The organism is Georgenia thermotolerans, assembly GCF_009193185.1.
GTDB classification, from domain to species: Bacteria; Actinomycetota; Actinomycetes; order Actinomycetales; family Actinomycetaceae; genus Georgenia; species Georgenia thermotolerans.
The window spans coordinates 12964-31233 of the sequence record NZ_VUKF01000040.1 but is presented as its reverse complement, the minus strand read 5'-3'; the positions used below and the strand labels follow the sequence as shown (position 1 = coordinate 31233).

At 75.5% G+C, this 18270-nt stretch carries 15 protein-coding genes; 10 read left to right on the top strand and 5 right to left on the bottom strand.

From position 1 onward, the window contains the following. Positions 1-42: 42 nt before the first annotated feature. From GD970_RS16630 to dapA, 3 genes are all read right to left on the bottom strand, one after another. Positions 43-369 carry a hypothetical protein gene (locus GD970_RS16630; protein WP_152204028.1) on the bottom strand — a complete coding sequence of 109 codons (327 nt, stop codon included), beginning with the start codon at positions 367-369 and terminating at the stop codon, positions 43-45. A gap of 4 nt (positions 370-373) precedes the next feature. Then, complete coding sequence (locus tag GD970_RS16625; protein ID WP_152204027.1) at positions 374-2062, bottom strand: ribonuclease J; 1689 nt, start codon at positions 2060-2062, stop codon at positions 374-376. A 126-nt stretch (positions 2063-2188) separates the two neighbouring features. Further along, on the bottom strand, positions 2189-3106 hold the full coding sequence (dapA, locus tag GD970_RS16620) for a 4-hydroxy-tetrahydrodipicolinate synthase (RefSeq protein ID WP_152204026.1): 918 nt from the start codon (positions 3104-3106) through the stop codon (positions 2189-2191). A 212-nt stretch (positions 3107-3318) separates the two neighbouring features. Here dapA and GD970_RS16615 point away from each other — a divergent pair, with 212 nt between their 5' ends. Both GD970_RS16615 and GD970_RS16610 read left to right on the top strand, forming a co-directional pair. Further along, positions 3319-4035 (top strand): GNAT family N-acetyltransferase, encoded by a 717-nt coding sequence (locus GD970_RS16615; RefSeq protein WP_152204025.1) that lies wholly within the window; start codon positions 3319-3321, stop codon positions 4033-4035. A 235-nt stretch (positions 4036-4270) separates the two neighbouring features. Next, a complete protein-coding gene (locus tag GD970_RS16610; protein WP_152204024.1) occupies positions 4271-5659 on the top strand; it encodes a DUF222 domain-containing protein in 1389 nt (462 codons plus the stop codon). A gap of 101 nt (positions 5660-5760) precedes the next feature. On the opposite strand, the gene dapB is transcribed toward GD970_RS16610, so the two are convergent. Together dapB and GD970_RS16600 are read right to left on the bottom strand one after the other, a co-directional pair. Then, complete coding sequence (gene dapB / locus GD970_RS16605; RefSeq protein WP_152204023.1) at positions 5761-6537, bottom strand: 4-hydroxy-tetrahydrodipicolinate reductase; 777 nt, start codon at positions 6535-6537, stop codon at positions 5761-5763. Between the two features lie 251 nt (positions 6538-6788). Then, a complete protein-coding gene (locus tag GD970_RS16600) occupies positions 6789-9158 on the bottom strand; it encodes a glycoside hydrolase family 3 protein (protein ID WP_152204022.1) in 2370 nt (789 codons plus the stop codon). Positions 9159-9451: 293 nt separating this feature from the next. Here GD970_RS16600 and pnuC point away from each other — a divergent pair, with 293 nt between their 5' ends. From pnuC to GD970_RS16560, 8 genes are read left to right on the top strand one after another with little or no spacing between them, the layout of a single operon-like run. After that, complete coding sequence (gene pnuC / locus GD970_RS16595; RefSeq protein ID WP_152204021.1) at positions 9452-10090, top strand: nicotinamide riboside transporter PnuC; 639 nt, start codon at positions 9452-9454, stop codon at positions 10088-10090. Next, the gene (locus tag GD970_RS16590) at positions 10087-11172 is read left to right on the top strand and encodes an AAA family ATPase (protein WP_152204020.1); all 1086 of its coding nucleotides are present in this window, start codon (positions 10087-10089) and stop codon (positions 11170-11172) included. Before pnuC ends, GD970_RS16590 begins: the two co-directional genes overlap by 4 nt. Continuing rightward, the gene (locus GD970_RS16585) at positions 11169-12755 is read left to right on the top strand and encodes a MoxR family ATPase (RefSeq protein ID WP_152204019.1); all 1587 of its coding nucleotides are present in this window, start codon (positions 11169-11171) and stop codon (positions 12753-12755) included. The genes GD970_RS16590 and GD970_RS16585 overlap by 4 nt, the downstream gene beginning before the upstream one ends. After that, the gene (locus GD970_RS16580) at positions 12752-13681 is read left to right on the top strand and encodes a hypothetical protein (RefSeq protein ID WP_152204018.1); all 930 of its coding nucleotides are present in this window, start codon (positions 12752-12754) and stop codon (positions 13679-13681) included. Before GD970_RS16585 ends, GD970_RS16580 begins: the two co-directional genes overlap by 4 nt. After that, positions 13678-15585 (top strand): hypothetical protein, encoded by a 1908-nt coding sequence (locus GD970_RS16575; protein WP_152204017.1) that lies wholly within the window; start codon positions 13678-13680, stop codon positions 15583-15585. Before GD970_RS16580 ends, GD970_RS16575 begins: the two co-directional genes overlap by 4 nt. Next, a complete protein-coding gene (locus tag GD970_RS16570; RefSeq protein ID WP_152204016.1) occupies positions 15582-16169 on the top strand; it encodes a hypothetical protein in 588 nt (195 codons plus the stop codon). The genes GD970_RS16575 and GD970_RS16570 overlap by 4 nt, the downstream gene beginning before the upstream one ends. Then, positions 16162-17583: an AMP-binding protein gene (locus GD970_RS16565; RefSeq protein ID WP_152204015.1), complete on the top strand. Its 1422-nt coding sequence runs from the start codon at positions 16162-16164 to the stop codon at positions 17581-17583. The genes GD970_RS16570 and GD970_RS16565 overlap by 8 nt, the downstream gene beginning before the upstream one ends. Further along, entirely contained in the window at positions 17580-18230 is a 651-nt protein-coding gene (locus tag GD970_RS16560; protein ID WP_152204014.1) for an alpha/beta hydrolase family protein, read from the top strand. Before GD970_RS16565 ends, GD970_RS16560 begins: the two co-directional genes overlap by 4 nt. Positions 18231-18270: the final 40 nt, after the last annotated feature.

The window sequence follows — 18270 nt, the reverse complement described above, 5'->3', positions numbered from 1 at the left end:
AGCGGCGACGGCGGGGACGGCCCGTCGTCGGGCGGAGCCGGGCTACCGGACCTCGCGCAGCGCGAGGTAGGACTGCTCCGTCGCGACGTGGTGCACCTGGAACGCGTTCCCGCCGGGCGTCACCTCGACCTCCACGGCGCCGCCCGCGGGCACCCGCACGGGCAGCTCGGGGCTGCCGGTCCAGTCGATGCGCGCGCGGACGCGGCGGTCCCCCGCCGGGACCTCGAGCTCGAGGCGCTCGCCGCGGCGGACCTTGCCGCGCTCGACGCCGTCGACCTCCACCACGTAGGCGCGGAGCAGGTCCCGCCACCCGCCCCGGGGGCGATGGACGACGAGGCGCCCGGACGGCGGCGCCTGGTAGGTGGTCACGGCACTAGGCCTCGACGACCGTGGGGATGATCATCGGGCTGCGCCGCAGCCGCTTCGCCGCCCACCGGCCCACCACGCGGCGCATGGCCTGCTGCATCTGGTGGGTGTCGGCGTTGCCGCGGCCCACCACCTCGTTGAGCGCGCTGGTCACGTCGGGCAGGATCGCGTCGAAGACCGAGTCGTCCTCGGCCATGCCGCGGGCCTGGATGTGCGGCCCGGTCAGCACCTGGCCGGTGGAGGTGTCCACCACGGCGAAGATGGAGATGAACCCCTCCTCGCCGAGGATCCGGCGGTCCTTGAGCTCGGCGTCGGTGATCTCGCCGACCGAGGAGCCGTCGACGTAGACGTACCCGCACGGCACGGCGCCGGCGATGCGGGCCTTGCCGTCGACGAGGTCGACGACGACGCCGTCCTCCGCCAGCACCACCCGCTCGGCCGGCACCCCGGTGGAGACGGCGAGGGCGCCGTTGGCCACGAGGTGGCGGATCTCGCCGTGCACCGGCATGACGTTCTTCGGCCGGACGATGTTGTAGCAGTAGAGCAGCTCGCCGGCGCTGGCGTGGCCGGAGACGTGCACCTTGGCGTTGCCTTGGTGCACCACCTTGGCGCCCAGCCGCATGAGGCCGTTGATGAGCCGGAAGACCGAGTTCTCGTTGCCCGGGATGAGGGAGCTGGCGAAGACCACCGTGTCGCCGGGGCCCACGGAGATGCGGGGGTGGTCGCGGTTGGCGATCCGGCTCAGCACCGCCATGGGCTCGCCCTGGGAGCCGGTGCACATGAGCACGGTCTCGTCGGCGCGGTAGTCGTCGACCTTCTTGACGTCGATGAGGGTGCCCGGCGGCACCTTGAGGTAGCCGAGCTCGGCCGCGATGGTCATGTTGCGGACCATGGACCGGCCCACCAGGGCGACCTTGCGGTCGTGCAGGGCGGCGGCGTCGAGCACCTGCTGGACGCGGTGGACGTGGGAGGCGAAGCTCGCCACGACGATCTGCCCCTCGGCCTGCCCGAAGACGTTGTCGAGAACCTGGCCGATGTTGCGCTCGTGGGCGGTGAAGCCGGGGACCTCGGCGTTGGTGGAGTCCGTCATGAACAGGTCCACGCCCTCCTCGCCCAGGCGGGCGAAGGCGCGCAGGTCGGTGATCCGGCCGTCGAGGGGCAGCTGGTCCATCTTGAAGTCGCCGGTGTGGAGCACGTTGCCGGCCGAGGTGCGGATCATCACCGCGAGCGCGTCGGGGATGGAGTGGTTGACGGCGACGAACTCGAGGCCGAACGGGCCGATCTGCTCGCGCTGGCCCTCCCGCACGGCGAGGGTGACCGGGGAGATGCGGTGCTCCTTGAGCTTGGCCTCGATGAACGCGAGGGTGAGCTGGGAGCCGATGAGCGGGATGTCGCGCCGCAGCCGCAGCAGGTACGGCACGCCGCCGATGTGGTCCTCGTGGCCGTGGGTGAGGACGATCGCCTCGACGTCGTCCAGCCGGTCCGCGATGTAGTCGAAGTCGGGGAGGATGAGGTCCACGCCGGGCTGGTTGTCCTCGGGGAAGAGCACGCCGCAGTCGACGATGAGCAGCTTGCCGTTCACCTCGAAGACCGTCATGTTGCGCCCGACCTCGCCGAGGCCGCCGAGCGGGACGACGCGCAGGCCGCGCTGCGGGATGGGACCGGGTGCTGACAGCTCAGGATGCGGGTGACTCACGGGCCCATCCTGCCAGGCCGGGACGCGGGCGGGCCCGCGGGGCCCGCGCCCGGGCACGGTGGTGACCAGCGTCACCACCCGGTCGCGGCCCGCCCCGGCGCCGCCGGGGCGCGCCCGCGGGGCCGGTCAGGCCGGGATGAGGGCGTGCTGGCGCAGGGTCTGCTCGAGCGCGGCCATCTCGGCCGGGGACGCCTCGACGAGCGGCAGGCGCACGGCGGGGCTCTCGATCAGGCCCTGGAGGTAGACCGCGGCCTTGGCCATGACGGCGCCCTGGCCGCCGCCCATGATCGCCGCGACGAGCGGGCGCATGCGGGCGGCGACGTCCCGGGCGCCGGGCAGGTCGCCGGCGTCGACCTCGCGGACCATCTCCGCGTAGGCGCCGGCCGCCACGTGCCCCACCACCGAGACGACGCCGGAGGCGCCGTGCGCCAGCCAGTCGAAGTTCAGCCCGTCGTCGCCGGAGTAGTACTCCAGCCCGGTGCGGGCCATCCGCTCGAAGCCGGCCGGCACGTTGCCGGTGGCGTCCTTGACGCCGAGGATGCGCGGGTGCTCGGCGAGCCGGTCGAGGGTGTCGTCGCCGATGGCGACCCCGGTGCGGCCGGGGATGTCGTAGAGGATCACCGGCAGGTCGACGGCGTCGGCGACCGCCTTGATGTGCCGGTACACGCCCTCCTGGGAGGGCCGGTTGTAGTACGGGGACACGACGAGCACGCCGCGGGCCCCGGAGCGCTCGGCGCCCTGGGCGATGCGGATCGCGTGCGCGGTGTCGTTGGACCCGGCACCGCCGATGATCATGGCGCGGTCCCCCACCGCGTCGACGACGGCGCGCACGAGGTCGTCCTTCTCCGGCTGGTGCGTGGTGGGCGACTCACCGGTGGTGCCGTTGAGCACGAGGGCGTCGCACCCGTCGTCGACGAGGCGGACCGCCACCTTGATGGCCGAGTCGATGTCGATCGAGCCGTCGGCGTGGAAGGGCGTGACCATCGCCGTCGAGACGGACCCGAAGGTGCGCGACGGGAGGCGGGGGGCGGTCTGCTCGGTCATGCACGAACCGTAACGCTCGCGCGGCCCGCCGGGAGACCGTCATCCCACATGGTGGTGGTCTGCTCGAGGCTTCCCGCGCATCCGGGCCGGCCTCGCTCGCTGCCCCACGCGAGCCAGCCCGCTCGCTCCCCCGGAAGCCAATCTCGCTCGCTCCCCCACGCGAGCCAGCCCCGCTCGCTCTCGGCCGCCCGACCGGCCGCTAGCCTGGGGCGGTGACTTCCGCCGACGACGCCCAAGACGACCTGCTCGGCCGCCTCCTGGCACAGTCCGGCGGTGCCGGCGCGCCGGCGCACGATCCCCATGCCGGTCACGCCCACGCCGACCCGCACCGGCCCACCGCCGACCACTCCGTCCGGCCGGCACTCCCCGAGGACGCCGAGGCGCTGGGCGACATCCACGCGCGGACCCTGCGGGCGACGCTGACGGCGGCCGTGGGCGAGCTGGACCCGGCGGTCGGTGGCTCCATCGACGCCGCCGCGCTCGGCGCCGCCTGGCGCGCAGCCATCAGCGCCCCGCCGTCGCCCCGGCACCGCGTCCTCACGGCGTGCGCCGGCGCCCAGGTGGTCGGTTTCGCGGCGTTCGCACCGGCGGAGACCCCGGTCGACGTCGAGGCCGGCCCCGGCGACGACGACGAGGGGCACCCCGCCACGGCGCCCTCCCCCGGACCCGCCCGGGCCGTCGGGGAGATCCTCGCCCTGGAGGTCCCCGCCGCCCACGCGCGCCGCGGGCACGGCTCCCGGCTCCTCGCCGCGTGCGTCGACCTGCTGCGCGAGCAGGGCGCGACCCGCGTGCAGGCATGGGCCGTGCAGGACGACGAGTCGCGCACGCGATTCCTCAGCCAGGCCGGCTTCGCGCCCGCCGGCGTCCGACGCACGCTGGACGTGGCCGGCACGCCGGTCACCGAGATCTGCTGGTACGCCGAGCTCTGAGCCGCGGCGACGCGGACGTCGGCCCCACCCGCCGGAGCACCTCTCAGCTGCCCTCAAGCGCTGCCGTCCGGGCCGCCCGCGCGCCTCTCAGGTACCGTCGCGGCGCCGCCCGGACCGTCAAGACTCCTCTCCGACCCGCTTGGCCGCGCCGGTCTGTCTCCCCTTTGTCCACACCCGACCGACCCTGTTCACATGACCGACAGGTGATGTCAGTGGTCGGTCATAGCGTGTGGGCATGGTCAACGACGACCCTGCGGACAGACAGCCCGATCCCGACGGCGACCCCGACGGCGGGCAGAGCCGGTTCGGCCTCAACCCGGGCCCGGCCCGCGATCTCGAGCTCACCGCGCCCGGCCCCGCCCTGGCCCGCCGCCTCGCCGCGCTGTCCCCCGCCGGCCTCGACGACGCCACCGTGGTCGAGTCGATCGCCGGCTACGAACGCCTCATCGCCTGGGCCACCGCCGCCCAGGCCCGCCTGACCACCGAGCTCCTCGCCCGCCGCACGCCGGCCCCCAAGCCCGGTCCCCACCCCGAGGTCCTCGCCGCCTTCGAGATCCAGGCCCGCCTGGGCATCACTCGCTACGGCGCCGAGGCCAAGGTCGGCTACGCCATGCAGCTCGACGACTACCCCGAGGTCGCCGATGCCCTCAGCCGGGGCGAGATCGACACCGCCAAGTCCAAGATCCTCCTCGACCCCATCTACGGCCTGCCCGCCAAGAAGCTTCGCGCCCTCCACGGCCGCCTGCTGCCTTCCGCCGCCACACTCACCGGCCCCCAGCTGCGCGACCGGATGCGCCGGGCGGCCCTGGCCCACGACCCCGACCACGCCGCCAAGCGCCACACCACCGCCTACGCCGAGCGCACGGTCACCGTCGAGCCCGCCTACGACGGCATGTCGTGGGTCTCGGCCCTGCTGCGCTGCGACGACGCCGAGGCCACCCGCATCTACCTCGAGCACCTCGCCGCCGCCGCCCAGACTCCTGGCGACACCCGCAGCGCCGACCAGCGTCGCGCCGACGCCTTCCGCGACCTGTTCCGCACCCTGCTCGACCGCGGCATGGACCTCGACGGCGCCGATCTGCCCATCCTGGCGCGCCGCCGCCCCCACCTGCAGGTCACGATCGGCGCGGGCACCCTCCTCGGCCTGGACGAGGCCCCCGGCCTGCTCGCCGGCTACGGTCCTATCCCCGCCGACCTCGCCCGCGAGATCGCTCAGGATGCCACCTGGCAGGCCCTGATCACCGACGCCACCACCGGCGAGGTCGTCGCCCTGGGCACCAAGGCCTACCGCCCCGGGGCGGTCCTGGCCCAGACCGTCCTCGCCCGCGACGTCACCTGCACCTTCGTCGGCTGCCGCGTCCCGGCCTGGCGCTGCGACCTCGACCACACCCCCGAGTACGACCCCGCCAAGACCGCCACCGAGGTCCAGACCCGCCTGGACACCCTCTACTCCCGCTGCCGCTCCCACCACGGCGCCAAGACCATCAAGGCCTGGCACACCCACCGCGACCCCGCCACCGGCGACAGCATCTGGACCGCGCCGACCGGTCACACCTACCGGCGGAAGGTCAACAAGCCACCCGGGGCCGCACCACCACCGCCCGAGGACCCGCCGCCCTTCTGAGGTAACGCGTCATCGCCCCGACCGTGCTGACCGCCTGCCACCGCCCCGGCACAGGCGCGCGCCAGATAGTGCCCGTGACGTCGGCACCGCGCCGCCGAACCTCAGCCGAGGTCGAGGACCTGGTCGAGCCCGAACGTCAGTCCCGGCCGGCGCACGACCTCGCGCACGGCGAGGAGCACGCCGGGCATGAAGCTGGACCGGTCGAAGGAGTCCGTGCGGATGGTCAGCTGCTCGCCGGGGTTGCCCAGCAGGATCTCCTCGTGCGCCACGAGGCCGCGCAGCCGGACCGCGTGGACGTGCACGCCGTCGACCACCGCGCCGCGCGCGCCGTCGACCTGGGTCTGGGTGGCGTCCGGCATCGCGCCGAGCCCGGCCGCGGCCCGGGCCTCGGCGATGTGGCGAGCGGTGGTCAGCGCCGTGCCCGAGGGGGCGTCGACCTTGTTGGGGTGGTGCAGCTCGACCACCTCGGCCGACTCGAAGAAGCGGGCGGCCTGCTTCGCGAACGTCATGGCGAGCACCGCGGACAGGGCGAAGTTCGGGGCGATGAGGACCCCGAGGGCGTCCCCGTCGTCGCTCCCGGCGTTGCGCTCCTCGAGGTGGCGGCGCACGCGGTCGAGCGACTCGTCGGCCCACCCGGTGGTGCCGACGACGACGCTGAGCCCGGCGTCGATGAGGGCGTGGACGTTCTCCTCGGTCGCGCTCGGCACCGTGAACTCCACGGCCACCGTGGCGCCGCTGCCCGCGAGCGCGTCGATGCTGTCGTCGGCGCCGAGCTGGGCGACGAGAGTGAGGTCGTCCGCGCCCTCCACGGCGTCGCACACCGCCTGGCCCATCCGTCCGTGGGCGCCGATCACTGCTACTGCGAGGGGGGAGGTCACGCAGGCAGGGTAGGCGATCCGCCAGCACGCGCGCCCTGGCGGACCGCCGGCCGACCAGCGCGCCCCCACGTCGCGCACCGCTAGCGCATGTGCCGATGGCGCATTTCATCACCGGAAAGCCCGCGACAGCGCAGCGAGGCGGCCCCCCAAGCCCGCGACAGCGCAGCGAGGCGGGCCCCCACCCGGAGGTGAGGGCCCGCCGAGGCGGCGTCGGGCCGCTGGACGTGAAGCCGGTTCAGTCGACGGACATGTCAGTCCTCATAGGTGAGGCCGAACCCGAACGGGAACAGCTCGCCGTCGTCCGTCTCCTTGTACCCGGGCAGGTCGCTGTACTGCTGCTCGACGGCCGCGCGGGTGCCCGCCAGGGCGAAGGGCATCTTGCCCTGGGGCGTGAAGTCGCCCGAGAGGACGTCCATGAGCGCGGTGTCGCTGATGCCGAAGCCGGCCACGATGGCTCCGGCGTCGCGCAGGCCGCTCGCCTCGTCGAGGACGAAGGGCTGACGGAAGTAGACGTGGAGGACGGTGTTCTCCGCGCCCACCTCGTTCATGACCTGCTGGACGTCGCTCAGCGCCGGCACGACCTGCCAGGACTGGGACTGCTCCATCCCCGAGAAGTCGAGGATGCTGGACTCCCACGGCACGGAGCCGCCGAAGCGCAGCCCGTTGTCCGTGCACGGCGCGCCGGTGTCGTAGGAGACGCAGACGTCCTCGGCGCCGAACTTGTGCTGCCCGTCGAGGGCGGCGGTGCCGGGCATGACGATCGGGTTGACCGGCGTGCCGGGGTCGGCGGCCGCGGCGCGGCTGTCGAAGGTGTTCGTGTTCGTGTTCTTCGCCGTGACGTTGATGATCGCGTAGTCGGCGTCCGCGGCGCTGGGCCGCTTGCCGTCGACGAGCTTGTTGCCGTTGATGACGGTGAAGCCCTCGGCGGCCACGGCGGCCTCGTTGAAGTCGCCCAGGATGTAGACCGTCGAGCCCTTCGTCAGCGGCAGGGCCGTGTCGCCGTCCTCGGTGGTGTTGTTCTGCAGCAGCACGGCGGACTTGCGCTGGACGTCCAGGCCGACCTCGCGGTGCTCGGCGCTGCCCACGGTCGCGTCGGCCACAGCCGGGTCGACGTACGGGTTCTCGAACAGGCCCATCTGGAACATCGGGGTGAGCAGCCGCTCGGCGGCGAGCGTGACGCGCTCCTCGCTCACCTTGTCCGACTCGACGAGGTCGATGATCGTCTGGACGTCGTTGAAGCCGGAGAGGGTGTCGGTGCCGCTGTTGATGGCGGCCGCGACCCGCTCGGGCACCGTGTTGGTCTCCAGGCCCCAGGCGCGGTCGGTGATGATGCCGGTGTCGGAGTTGACGTACCCCTGGAAGCCGAGCTTGTCGCGCAGCAGGTCGTTGACGATCTGGTTGGAGAAGGCCATGCCGGTGTTGTCGTAGGTGACGCCGTCGTAGGTCAGGTCGATCGGCGCGCCGTAGTAGGGCATGATCGCCGACACCCCGGCGTCGATGGCGGCCTCGAACGGCTTGAGGTGCTCACCGAACGCGCCGCCCGGGTACACCTGGGTCTTGCCGAACGAGTAGTGCGGGTCGAGGCCAAGCTCCTGCGGGCCGCCGCCCGGGAAGTGCTTCATCGTCAGGGCGACGTCGCTGTCGGGGCTCAGCGAGACGCCGTGCGCGTCGATCGGGCCCTGCAGGGTGCCGACCAGCGTCTTCATGATGTTGGCGTTGAGGTCCGCGTCCTCGGTGAAGGTCTCGTGGGTGCGGTACCACCGCGGCTCGGTCGACAGGTCGGCCATGTAGCCGTACATGCCGCGCAGTCCGATGGAGGACCACTCGTCGCCCATGACCTCGGCGAAGTCCTCGACGACGGACATGTCGCCCGTGGTGGGGTCCGCTCCGGTCGTGCGCGCCTCCTCGCCGAGCGCGGCGGCGGCGATGCCGGCCTCCTTGGGGAAGGCGCTCATCGCGCCGGCGGACTCGTTGATCCCGGCCCGGGCGTCGGGGTCGATGTGATTGCGGGCGTTGGACTTGTACAGCACCGGGATGCCGAGGCGGGTGCCCTCGCTCATCTCCTGGATCGTGTTCATGAACGTCGCCGCCTCGGACGGCGTCACCGACGTCGTCGCGCCGAAGCCGCTGCCCGGCTTCCCGCACACCGCCTTGTCGGCGCTGGTGACGGTGTTCCGGAAGATGAAGCGGTGCATGTACTGGTCGTCGATGAACTTCGCCGCGTTGGGACCGGGCACGCCACGGGTCTGCGTCGCCTGGTCGCACTCGGCGTTGAGCGTGTCGATGAGCATGAGGCCGGCCTTCTCCTCCAGCGTCATGCGCGAGACGAGGTCGGCGACCCGCTTGTCGGTCGGCTTGGTCCAGTCCTCGTAGGTGTCGATCGTGCCGTTGGCGTTGAGGTCGCGGAACTCCCGCTGCCCCTTCTTGATGATCGGCTTGACGCGCGCCTCGACGTCCGGGGCGTTCCTGCCCCCGGCCTGCGAGTGCGCCGGCGGGTTGCCACCGGCGCTGGAATGGTCCGGCGGCGCCGCGAACGCCCCGCCGGCCAGCGCCAAGGAGAGCGGGACGGCGACAGCGGCGGCCGCAAGGCCCTGCCGTCGGCGCGATCTGCGTGTGCTCATGTGCTGGTCTCCCTCGACCTCGACGAGTGGCCGGGCAGCCCTCTCGCGGTGCCCCCGTACCACGAAACTGACGCCGTCCGTCGGTCAGCGGCGACGACGCCACGGCCATCCGGTCGGCTCCCAGGTAAATCCCAGTGGACGTCACCCTGAGACGTGCGCCACCCACATGGCAACCAGTTGCCAGATCTTGCCCCGGCCCCCGGCCCCCGTCGACGCACGGCGCGCGGACGCGCCGCCTGACAGCGCGCGGACCCGTCCCCGGCCCGCCCGGCCCGCTCGGCTAACCTCGCCGCGTGAACCCGACCGAGCTGCTCGGCTTCGTCACCGGCGCCCTCTGTGTCTGGCTGGCCGTGCGGCAGAACGTGTGGACGTTCCCCGTCGGCCTCGCCAACAACGCGGTCTTCGCCGCGCTCTTCACCGCCGCCGGTCTCTATGCCAACGCCGCCCTCCAGGTCCTCTTCGCCGTCCTCGGCGTGCTCGGCTGGTACTGGTGGCTGCACGGCGCCGACGGCGCGCGGCTGCACGTCAGGCGCACCCCGCGCTGGGCATGGCCCGCCGCCGCCGGCGTCACCGTCGCACTGACGGTCACCGGCGCCGCCGCCCTGGGCGCGTGGACGGACTCGACCGTGCCGTGGTGGGACTCGCTGACGACGGCGACCTCCGTCGTCGCGCAGGTGATGCTCGGCCGCAAGTGGCTGGGCAGCTGGGCGGTGTGGATCGCGACCGACGTGCTGCTCGTCGGGCTGTACGCCTCGCAGGGGTTGTGGCTGACCGCAGTGCTCTACGTCGGCTACCTGCTGCTGTGCGCCGTCGGTGTCCGTGACTGGAAGGCGGCGCTCGCGCCCGCCCCGGCGATGGGTCGGCCAGGCTCGGAGACGGCGCCGTCGGCCCCCGCGGGAGCGGCGCCCTCGGCTCAGGTGCCCGCGCCGTGAGGTACGCCCACGGCCTCGTGGTCGGCAAGTTCTACCCGTTGCACGCCGGGCACCTGAACCTCCTGCGGGCGGGCCTGCGGCTGTGCGACCGGCTGACGGTGCAGGTGCTCGGCTCGAGCGTGGAGTCGGTCCCGGCCGAGGTGCGCGCCGAGTGGGTCCGCGCCGAGGTGCCCCAGGCCCGCGTCGTCCACGCCCTGGACGACGCCCCGGTCGACTACGGCTCCGACGCCGCCTGGCGTGCCCACCTGGCGATCATCACCGCGCTGCTGGACGCCCCCGTCGACGCCGTGCTCACCGGCGACGGCTACGGCGTCGAGATGGCCGACCGCCTCGGCGCCGCCTGGGTGCAGGTCGACCCCGGGCGCGCCGCCACCCCGGTGTCGGGCACCGCGGTGCGCGCCGATCCCGGCCGGCACTGGTGGGCGCTGCCGGCGCCGGTGCGCGCCTACCTGTGCACCCGGGTGGTCGTCGTGGGCGCGGAGTCGACCGGGACGACCACCCTCGCCCGGGCCCTCGCCGCCCGCTACGGCACCCCCGAGGTGCCCGAGTACGGACGCACCTGGAGCGAGATCCGCCCCGGCGGCCTGTCCCGCCCCTGGCACACCGCCGAGTTCGACCTGATCGCCCGCGAGCAGGCGCGCCTCGAGGACGACGCCGCCGCGCGCACCCCGCGCCCGCTGCTCGTGGCCGACACCGACGTGCTCGCCACCACGGTCTGGCACGAGCGCTACGTCGGCACCGCATCCCCCACCGTCGCCGCGCTGGCCGCCCGCCGGCGCCCGGACCTGTACCTGCTCACCGGGGACGAGATCCCCTTCGTCCAGGACGGCCTGCGCGACGGCGAGCACGTGCGCCCCGCCATGACCGCCCGGTTCCGCGCGGTGCTGGACGCCGCCGGCGTGCCCTGGCACGAGGTCCGCGGCACCCCCGCACAGCGGCTCGCCCGCGCGGCGGCGCTCATCGACGCCCTGCCGCACGGGCGCCGGCTGGCGGACCCGCTGCCCCAGGCCGGCACGGAGGTGCACTCCGCCGCGCGTGCCGACCACATCGCGGCGGCCCCGTCCGGAAGAGTGGGCGCGTGACCGCACCGACCGACCCGCTCCGCCACGTCTCCGCCTCGCCCACCCTGCCCACGCCGTCCCCGGCCGCCGGCGGCGAGCTCGAGGTCGAGGACCTCTTCCGGCCGCTGGCCGCCGCCCCCAGCCCCGGCGCCGGCACCGGGCTGGACGAGAAGCTGCGCCAGGCCTACTTCTGGATCGTCAACCACGCGATCATCTCCCCGCACTACGACGTCGAGTTCGACGCCGAGGCGGCCGGGCGGGTCTTCCGGCTCGGCGACTCCCGGGCGGAGCTGCGGCTGCCGACGGCGCAGTCCTACTCCAGCTTCGTCCTCCTGCCGCTGCTGACCTTCGCCGTCCGCGGCCGCTGCCTGCTCCTGGGCGGGCCGGGTCGCGGCAAGACCGCCTCGGCCATCCTCATGGGCGTCCTGGCCGGCTACCCCGTCCGGGAGGTGCGCCGGGCCATGCAGCACGGCCACCCCCAGCTGACGGTGACCGACCTCTTCGGCACCCCGCTGCCCAAGGACCTCGTCAGCGCCGACTCGCTGGCCGACGTCGACGTCGCCTGGCGCTCCTGGCTCGGCATGCGCGTGAAGATCGTCGACGAGTACAACCGCATCCCCACCCGCACCCAGTCGGCGCTGCTGACGGTGCTGGCGGACGGCTACGTCGAGGTCTACGACCAGATCTACGAGACCGGCGCCTCGGCGTGGTACCTCACCGCCAACGACGACGCCGGCGGCGGCACCTACCAGGTGGTCGAGGCCCTGCGCGACCGCATCGACGTCATCGTCCACGCCCTGCCGTTCAACTCCCGCTTCCTGGGCGAGCTGGTCGAGCGGGCCGAGCGCCGGCTGCGCCCCGAGGAGGCGGTCCCGCCGGAGATCGTCTTCACCGCCGAGGAGCACGCCGCCGTGCACGCCGCGATCACCGCGCTGCCGCTGCCCGCGGAGGTCCGCCGCCGGATCGAGTTCTTCGCCTCCCAGCTGGAGCTCCTCGAGCGGGCCGGCGACCAGTTCGAGTACCGCACCAAGGACACCGCCCGCCTGGCCGGCGCGGACGTGCACCACATCGCCGCCCAGGACACCGGCCGGGACCGGCTGTCCGACGTCGGCTCCTCCACCCTCAACGGCCTGTCGGTGCGGGCCCTGCAGTCCCTCGTCGCCTACGCCAAGGCCATGGCGTTCTTCCGCGGCCGGCCCGCCGTCGGGCTGGACGACGTGCGCGCCGTGCTGCCCTTCGTCCTGCACGACAAGGTCGCCCCGGACCTGCGCGCCCCGGCGTTCGAGGACGAGGGCCGGGCGCCGCTGCGCACGGACCGCATCTCCTGGCTGCGCGACATCTTCGACACCGCCTGCGCGCAGTACGACGTCGCCGGGCTGGACCGCGACGACGTCGTCGCCGAGATCCTCGGCGAGCTGCACGCCGGGCTCGACGGCGTCGACGCGGCCACGGTCCGGGCCCGGATGGCCCGCATCGAGCAGGTGCTGGACGGGTGGGGCCAGGCGCGCAAGCTCTACGGCCACCTCTACGACGACGCGCTGGCGCTGAAGTACGCCCACCAGCGGTACACCAACTACCTCACCTGGCTGCAGTGGAGCCGGTGAGCCGCTGGCGCGCGGACGTCCTCGCGCACCGGGTGGACCGCGCGGCCCTGCTGCGCCGCGCGCAGGCCGCGGGCGCGCGGCGGGACGTGCTGCACCGGGCGCTGGGCGAGGCCGGTGCCGTCGTCGACGCCCTCGCCGCCCAGGGGCTGCCCGACCGGGTGGTCGCGGCGGTGGCGGCGGACCTGTTCGCCCGCGTGTGCGGCGCGTGCCCCCGCGGGTGGGACGAGCGGTCGCTGACGCGGTGGGTGGTCCTCGCGATCGTCCCGCGCCTCGCCCGGGTCCTGCCCGCCGAGGTCTCCCCGCTGCTCGACGACCTCCTCACCGCCGCCACGCGGCTGCGCGGCCAGGTCGACCTGGCCGCCTGGGCCGGTCGCCTCACCGACGCCCTCCACGCCGCGGGCGACGCCCGGCACCTGCGGGACCTTGCCGCCCTGGCCGCCTGGCGCTCCGGCGCCGTGATGTGGCGCGCCGCCGCCCTCGGCGCCGCGCCTCGCGTGCCGGCCGCCGCGCTGGCCGCGGTGCTCGGCCTGGACGCCCCGACCGACGCGCGCGCCGCCCTGGAGCGCCACGCCCGCGAGCCGTGGTGGTGGCCGGGCGAAGGCCCGGGGACCTGGCGCGTAGGTGGCTTCCGCGGCTTCGGTGGGCCGTGGGTCCGCGTGCCCGACCTCGTCGGCGGCGACGGCGTGCGCTGGCTCGTGCGCACCCCGGCCGCCCCGCACGACGGCGGCGCCACCGTGGCGTCCGACCCCGCCACCCGGTGGTGGCTCGTGCGGGCCGACCGCCACGGCTGGTCCGTGCGGCCCACCCGCGCGGCCGAGGACCTCGCCCGCGCGTGGTTCCTCGACGAGCGGGGGCTCGCCGCCCGCGGGGTGCGGGCCTGGACCACGCCCCGGTCGTACTGCCTGCACGTCGGGACGGGCGCATGAGCGCGGCCCGGTCCACGAGCAACGCCCACCGGCGGGGCTTCGACCCCGCGCCGGCCGACCCCGGGGCCGCCGACCACGCGGCCACCGACGCCCTGCGCCAGCGCTGGCTCACCGCCTGGCCGCGGGCCCTGGCCGCGTGGGGCCGCCACCTGCGCCTGCGCGCCCCGCACCTGGTCGGCCCGGCGGACGTGCCCGCCGACGTCGCCTCCTTCGCCTGGTTCTCCACCCGCGACGTGGAGGTCTTCGTCGACCTCGAGCAGGCCCGGGCGCTGGGCCTGGCCGGCCTGCCGGTGGAGGTGCTCGCCCACGAGATCGGCCACCACGTCCTCTCCCCCGGCGACCTCGCCACGGCCGGCCGGCTGCTGGTCCGCGCCCGGGCCGGGCTCGTCGACCGGGTCGACCTCGCCCCGGTCGTCGCGAACCTGTGGTCGGACCTGCTGATCAACGACCGCCTGCAGCGGCGCGCCGAGCTGCGCATGGGCTCCGTCTGGCGCGCGATCGGCCCACCGCACCCCGACGACGTCGTCATGCAGCTGGTCATGCGCACCGACGAGCTGCTCTGGGCGCTGCCCGCCGGCACCCTGACGTGCCCCGACGCCGCCGTCCCGGAGCGGGAGGCGCAGCTGTGCGCCCGGGCCGTGCGGGCGTATGCCGACGACCCGGTCGGCGGGGTCGGCGGCTTCGGCGCGCTCGTGCGCCAGCTGCTGGCCGACCGCGGCGGGGAGGCCCCGCTGGCGGGGGCCGCCGCCGTGGTGTGCGCGCACGCCCCGGCGGACGGCGGAGCGGTGCCCGGGCTGGCCAGCGACCCCACCCTCGCCGCGCCCGCGGTTCACCCCGCCCTGGATCCGCGGGTGGTCCGCGGCCTGGCGCCCGCCGGCGAGCAGGACCCGGACGGGAGCGCGACGCCGGGCAGAACCGTGGGGACGCCCACGGGAGACGACGGCGCCACCTCCGGCGCCTGGTCGCCCACCGACCACCCCCACGGCATCGACCCGGCCGAGTACGCCGCCGTGCTCGCCGAGCTGGGCGTCCAGAGCGACCCCGCGCGGGCCGCGGCGGCCTGGTACCGCGAGAACGCCGCCCCCTACCTGGTGCCGTTCCCCACGCTGGCCCGCCCGGTCACCCCCGAGCCCCTCCTGGGCGGCCTGGAGACGTGGGACGCCGGTGACGACCTCGCCGCGATCGACTGGCCGGCCAGCCTGGCCGCGGGGCCCCGGCCGGTGCCGGGGTTCACGCTCGTGCGCCGGGTGGTGGAGGAGGACGACCCGGCCGAGCCGGGCCGTGAGCCGGTCGACCTGGACCTCTACCTCGACTCCTCGGGGTCCATCCCCGACCCGTGCTCGATACGGTCCCCGCTCGCCCTCGCCGGGACGGTGCTGGCGCTCTCGGCGCTGCGGGCCGGCGCCCGGGTGCGGGCGACGACGTGGAGCGGCCCGGACCAGGTCGCCGGCACCGACGGGTTCACCGAGCGGTCGGACGACGTGCTCGCCGCCGTCGTCGCCCACTTCGGCGGCGGCACCTCCTTCCCCCTCGAGCACCTGGCCGCGGCCCACCCGCCGCGCACCGGCGACGACGGCGGGCACCCCACCGACCGCCCGGAGCCGCACCGGCGCGCGGACCCCCGCCACCCGGTCGACCCCGACCGCCGCCCGTGCCACATCGCGGTGATCTCCGACGCCGGGGTGGACACGATGTTCCGCACGGCGGGCGTGGCCGTCGACGCCCTCGCCGCGGCGGGCGGGGGTGGCACGCTCGTGCTGCAGACCTCCGCGGACATGGTGGCGCGCATCCGCGAGATGGCGGCGCCCTACGCGGTGCACCGCGTGGCGGATTGGGAGGATCTGGTGGACTTCGCGCGTGCGTTCGCCGCGCGGATGTGGGACGTGACGGGAGCAGGACGATGACGGACCGGCCAGCCGGGGACCGGCCCGGCCCCGAGGGGCCGCCGCTGGGCTCGCTCATGCGCGACCTCGCCGCCGTCTCCCCCGACGTGTGGGACCCGGGCCTCGACGTGGTCGCCCTGTGGGAGGACTCGCTCGCCGACCTCGCCGCCCCGGGCACCCGTCCCACGCCGGACCTCTCCGCGCCGGCCACCGGCCCGGTGCAGCGCGAGGCCGTCGCCGTGACCCTGGCGGTGCTGCACGCCCCCAGCCTGCGGCCGTGGCGCGGCCGCCTCGACCCGGCGGCGCTGCACGAGGTGGTCGAGCGCATGGTCCGGGTGCTCGGCGCCCACGTCAGCCCCCGGGACTGGCAGGCCGACCCCCGCGCCCGCGAGGAGGCCGCCCGGGTGCTGCTGGACCTGCTCGGGCTGCGTCCCGCCGGGGAGTCGGCGGCGGTGGCCGCGGACCGCCTCGCCGCGCTGAGCAGCGCCGGGCTCGCCGCCGCCCTGGCCGAGATGGTGGAGGAGCAGCGCCGGGCGCAGGAGCTCGCCCGCCAGCTCGCCGAGCGCCGCGCGCGGGAGGCCGCGATGCGGGTGACCTATGTCTGAGCGGCCGGCACCTGAGCGGCCGGCGGAGCCCCGGCTCGACCCGGTGCTCGCCGAGTACACCCCCTTCGCCGACGCCGCGCTCACCGACGCCGAGCGGTGGCCCACCCTCACCGCCGCCGGCGCCGCCCGCCTGACCGCCGTGCGCGAGCACCCCCGCGCGCCAGCCTGGGTGCACGCCTGCGGCGACCGGCTCACGGCCGGCGACGTCGCCCGCCTGGACCGGCTGCACGACGACATCGCCGCCGCCCCCGCACCGGCCGCCGGGGCGGCAGCCCCCGAGTGGGTGGACGAGCTGCTGGCCCGCGCCGCCCGGACGGTCCCGCACTACCGGCGCCGCTGGCGCGGCGCGCCGCCCCCGCTGGCCGAGGTCCCGCCGATCTCCCGGGCGCACCTGGCCCGGGCGCTGGCCGACTTCGTGCCCCTGGACGTCCCGCTGGCCGACGCCATCGCCGGGACGAGCTCGGGCAGCACGGGCGCGGCCGTGGTGCTCCCGCAGCACCCCGTCACCGTGGCCGCCGACCTGGTCCAGCTGCGCCGGCTCGTGACCGGGGCCGGGCGCACCTGGCGGCCCGACCCGGCCCGTGTGGCCGTCCTCAGCGTCGTGGCCCAGGAGACGGCGTTCACGTACGGATCGGTCCTCTCCGCCTTCGAGCAGGCCGCGATGGCCCGGATCACCCTCCACCCCGCCGGCTGGCGGCGCGCCGGGGACCGGGAGGCCTACCTCGCCTGGGCGGACCCGCAGGTCATCACCTCCACCCCGCTCGCCCTCCTCCGTCTCGCCGAGCTCGACGTGGACCTGCGTCCCCTGGCGGTGGTCAGCGGCGCGACGGCGCTGGCCCCGGCCACCCGCGCCGTCCTCGAGGAGCGATGGGCCGCCCCGGTCCTCGACGTCTACGGGCTGGTGGAGGCCGGGCCGCTGGCCGCGTCCGGCGCCGCCGGGGAGCCGCACCGGCTGCTCCCCCGCCGCGTGCACGTGGAGGTCCTCGACGCCGACGGCGCCCCGGTGCCGGTGGGCGGGCGCGGGGAGGTGGTGGTCACCGCCGACGAGAACCCCTACCTGCCGCTGCTGCGCTACCGCACCGGCGACACGGCCGTCCTCGGTGCCGACGGCGCGCTGCACGCCCTCGAGGGCCGGGCGCCGGTGCGGTTCCGGCACGACGACGGCACCTGGGTCGACGCCGTCAGCGCCACCCAGCTGCTGCAGGCCCACGGCGCCCGCGCCTGGCAGCTGCACCAGGACGCCGCCGGCGCGCTGCGCCTCGACCTGCTCGGCGGCGACGCCGACGGGGCGCGGAAGAGCCTGCGCCGGCTGCTCGGGCGCGACCTGGCGCTGCGGGTGCTGGCCTCGCCGGACGAGCTCGGACCGGGCAAGCCGCGCCGGTTCTCCAGCGACCTGCCGGGAGGGACGGCATGACGGACGACACCCCGGTCGCCGGGGACGGGACATCGGTCTCCGGGACCCTGGTCCGCGAGGTGGCCACCCCGCACGGCCCGGCACGGGTGCACCTGCGCCGGGCGGCCGCGCCGCGGGCGGCGATCATGCTCGGCCACGGCGCCGGGGGCGGCGTCACCGCGAAGGACCTGGTGCTCGCCGCGGACGTGGCGCTGGCGGCGGGCCTGAGCGTCGCGCTCGTCGAGCAGCCCTACCGGGTGGCGGGGCGCCGGGCGCCGGCCCCGGCCCGGCAGCTCGACGCCGCCTGGACGGCCGTCGCGGCGCACCTGCGCGAGACCGACCTCGCCGGGCTGCCGCTCGTCGCCGGCGGGCGCTCCTCGGGCGCGCGCGTGGCGTGCCGGACGGCCGGCGCGGTGGGCGCGGTCGCGGTGCTGTGCCTGGCCTTCCCGCTGCGCCCGCCGGGCAAGGCCGACCGGCCCAGCCGACTGCCCGAGCTCGACGGCGCAGGGGTGCCCGCGCTCGTCGTCCAGGGCGCGCGCGACCCGTTCGGCGTCCCGCCCGCGGGACCGGACCGGGAGGTGGTCGTCGTCGACGGCGACCACAGTCTCGGCAAGGATCACGCGGCGATCCGGGCGGCGCTGGAGCGGTGGCTGGCCGAGGTGGTCTGAGACGGCGGGCCGGCGGCCGCAGCCGCCGGCCCGCCGCCGT

Excerpts from the sequence above, each read along its gene's own strand:
- GD970_RS16570 (WP_152204016.1), top strand. The coding sequence starts at position 15,582 with ATGACGGACCGGCCAGCCGGGGACCGGCCCGGCCCCGAGGGGCCGCCG.
- GD970_RS16610 (WP_152204024.1), top strand. The coding sequence starts at position 4,271 with ATGGTCAACGACGACCCTGCGGACAGACAGCCCGATCCCGACGGCGAC.
- GD970_RS16600 (WP_152204022.1), bottom strand. The coding sequence starts at position 9,158 with ATGAGCACACGCAGATCGCGCCGACGGCAGGGCCTTGCGGCCGCCGCT.
- GD970_RS16560 (WP_152204014.1), top strand. The coding sequence starts at position 17,580 with ATGACGGACGACACCCCGGTCGCCGGGGACGGGACATCGGTCTCCGGG.
- dapA (WP_152204026.1), bottom strand. The coding sequence starts at position 3,106 with ATGACCGAGCAGACCGCCCCCCGCCTCCCGTCGCGCACCTTCGGGTCC.
- GD970_RS16575 (WP_152204017.1), top strand. The coding sequence starts at position 13,678 with ATGAGCGCGGCCCGGTCCACGAGCAACGCCCACCGGCGGGGCTTCGAC.
- GD970_RS16565 (WP_152204015.1), top strand. The coding sequence starts at position 16,162 with ATGTCTGAGCGGCCGGCACCTGAGCGGCCGGCGGAGCCCCGGCTCGAC.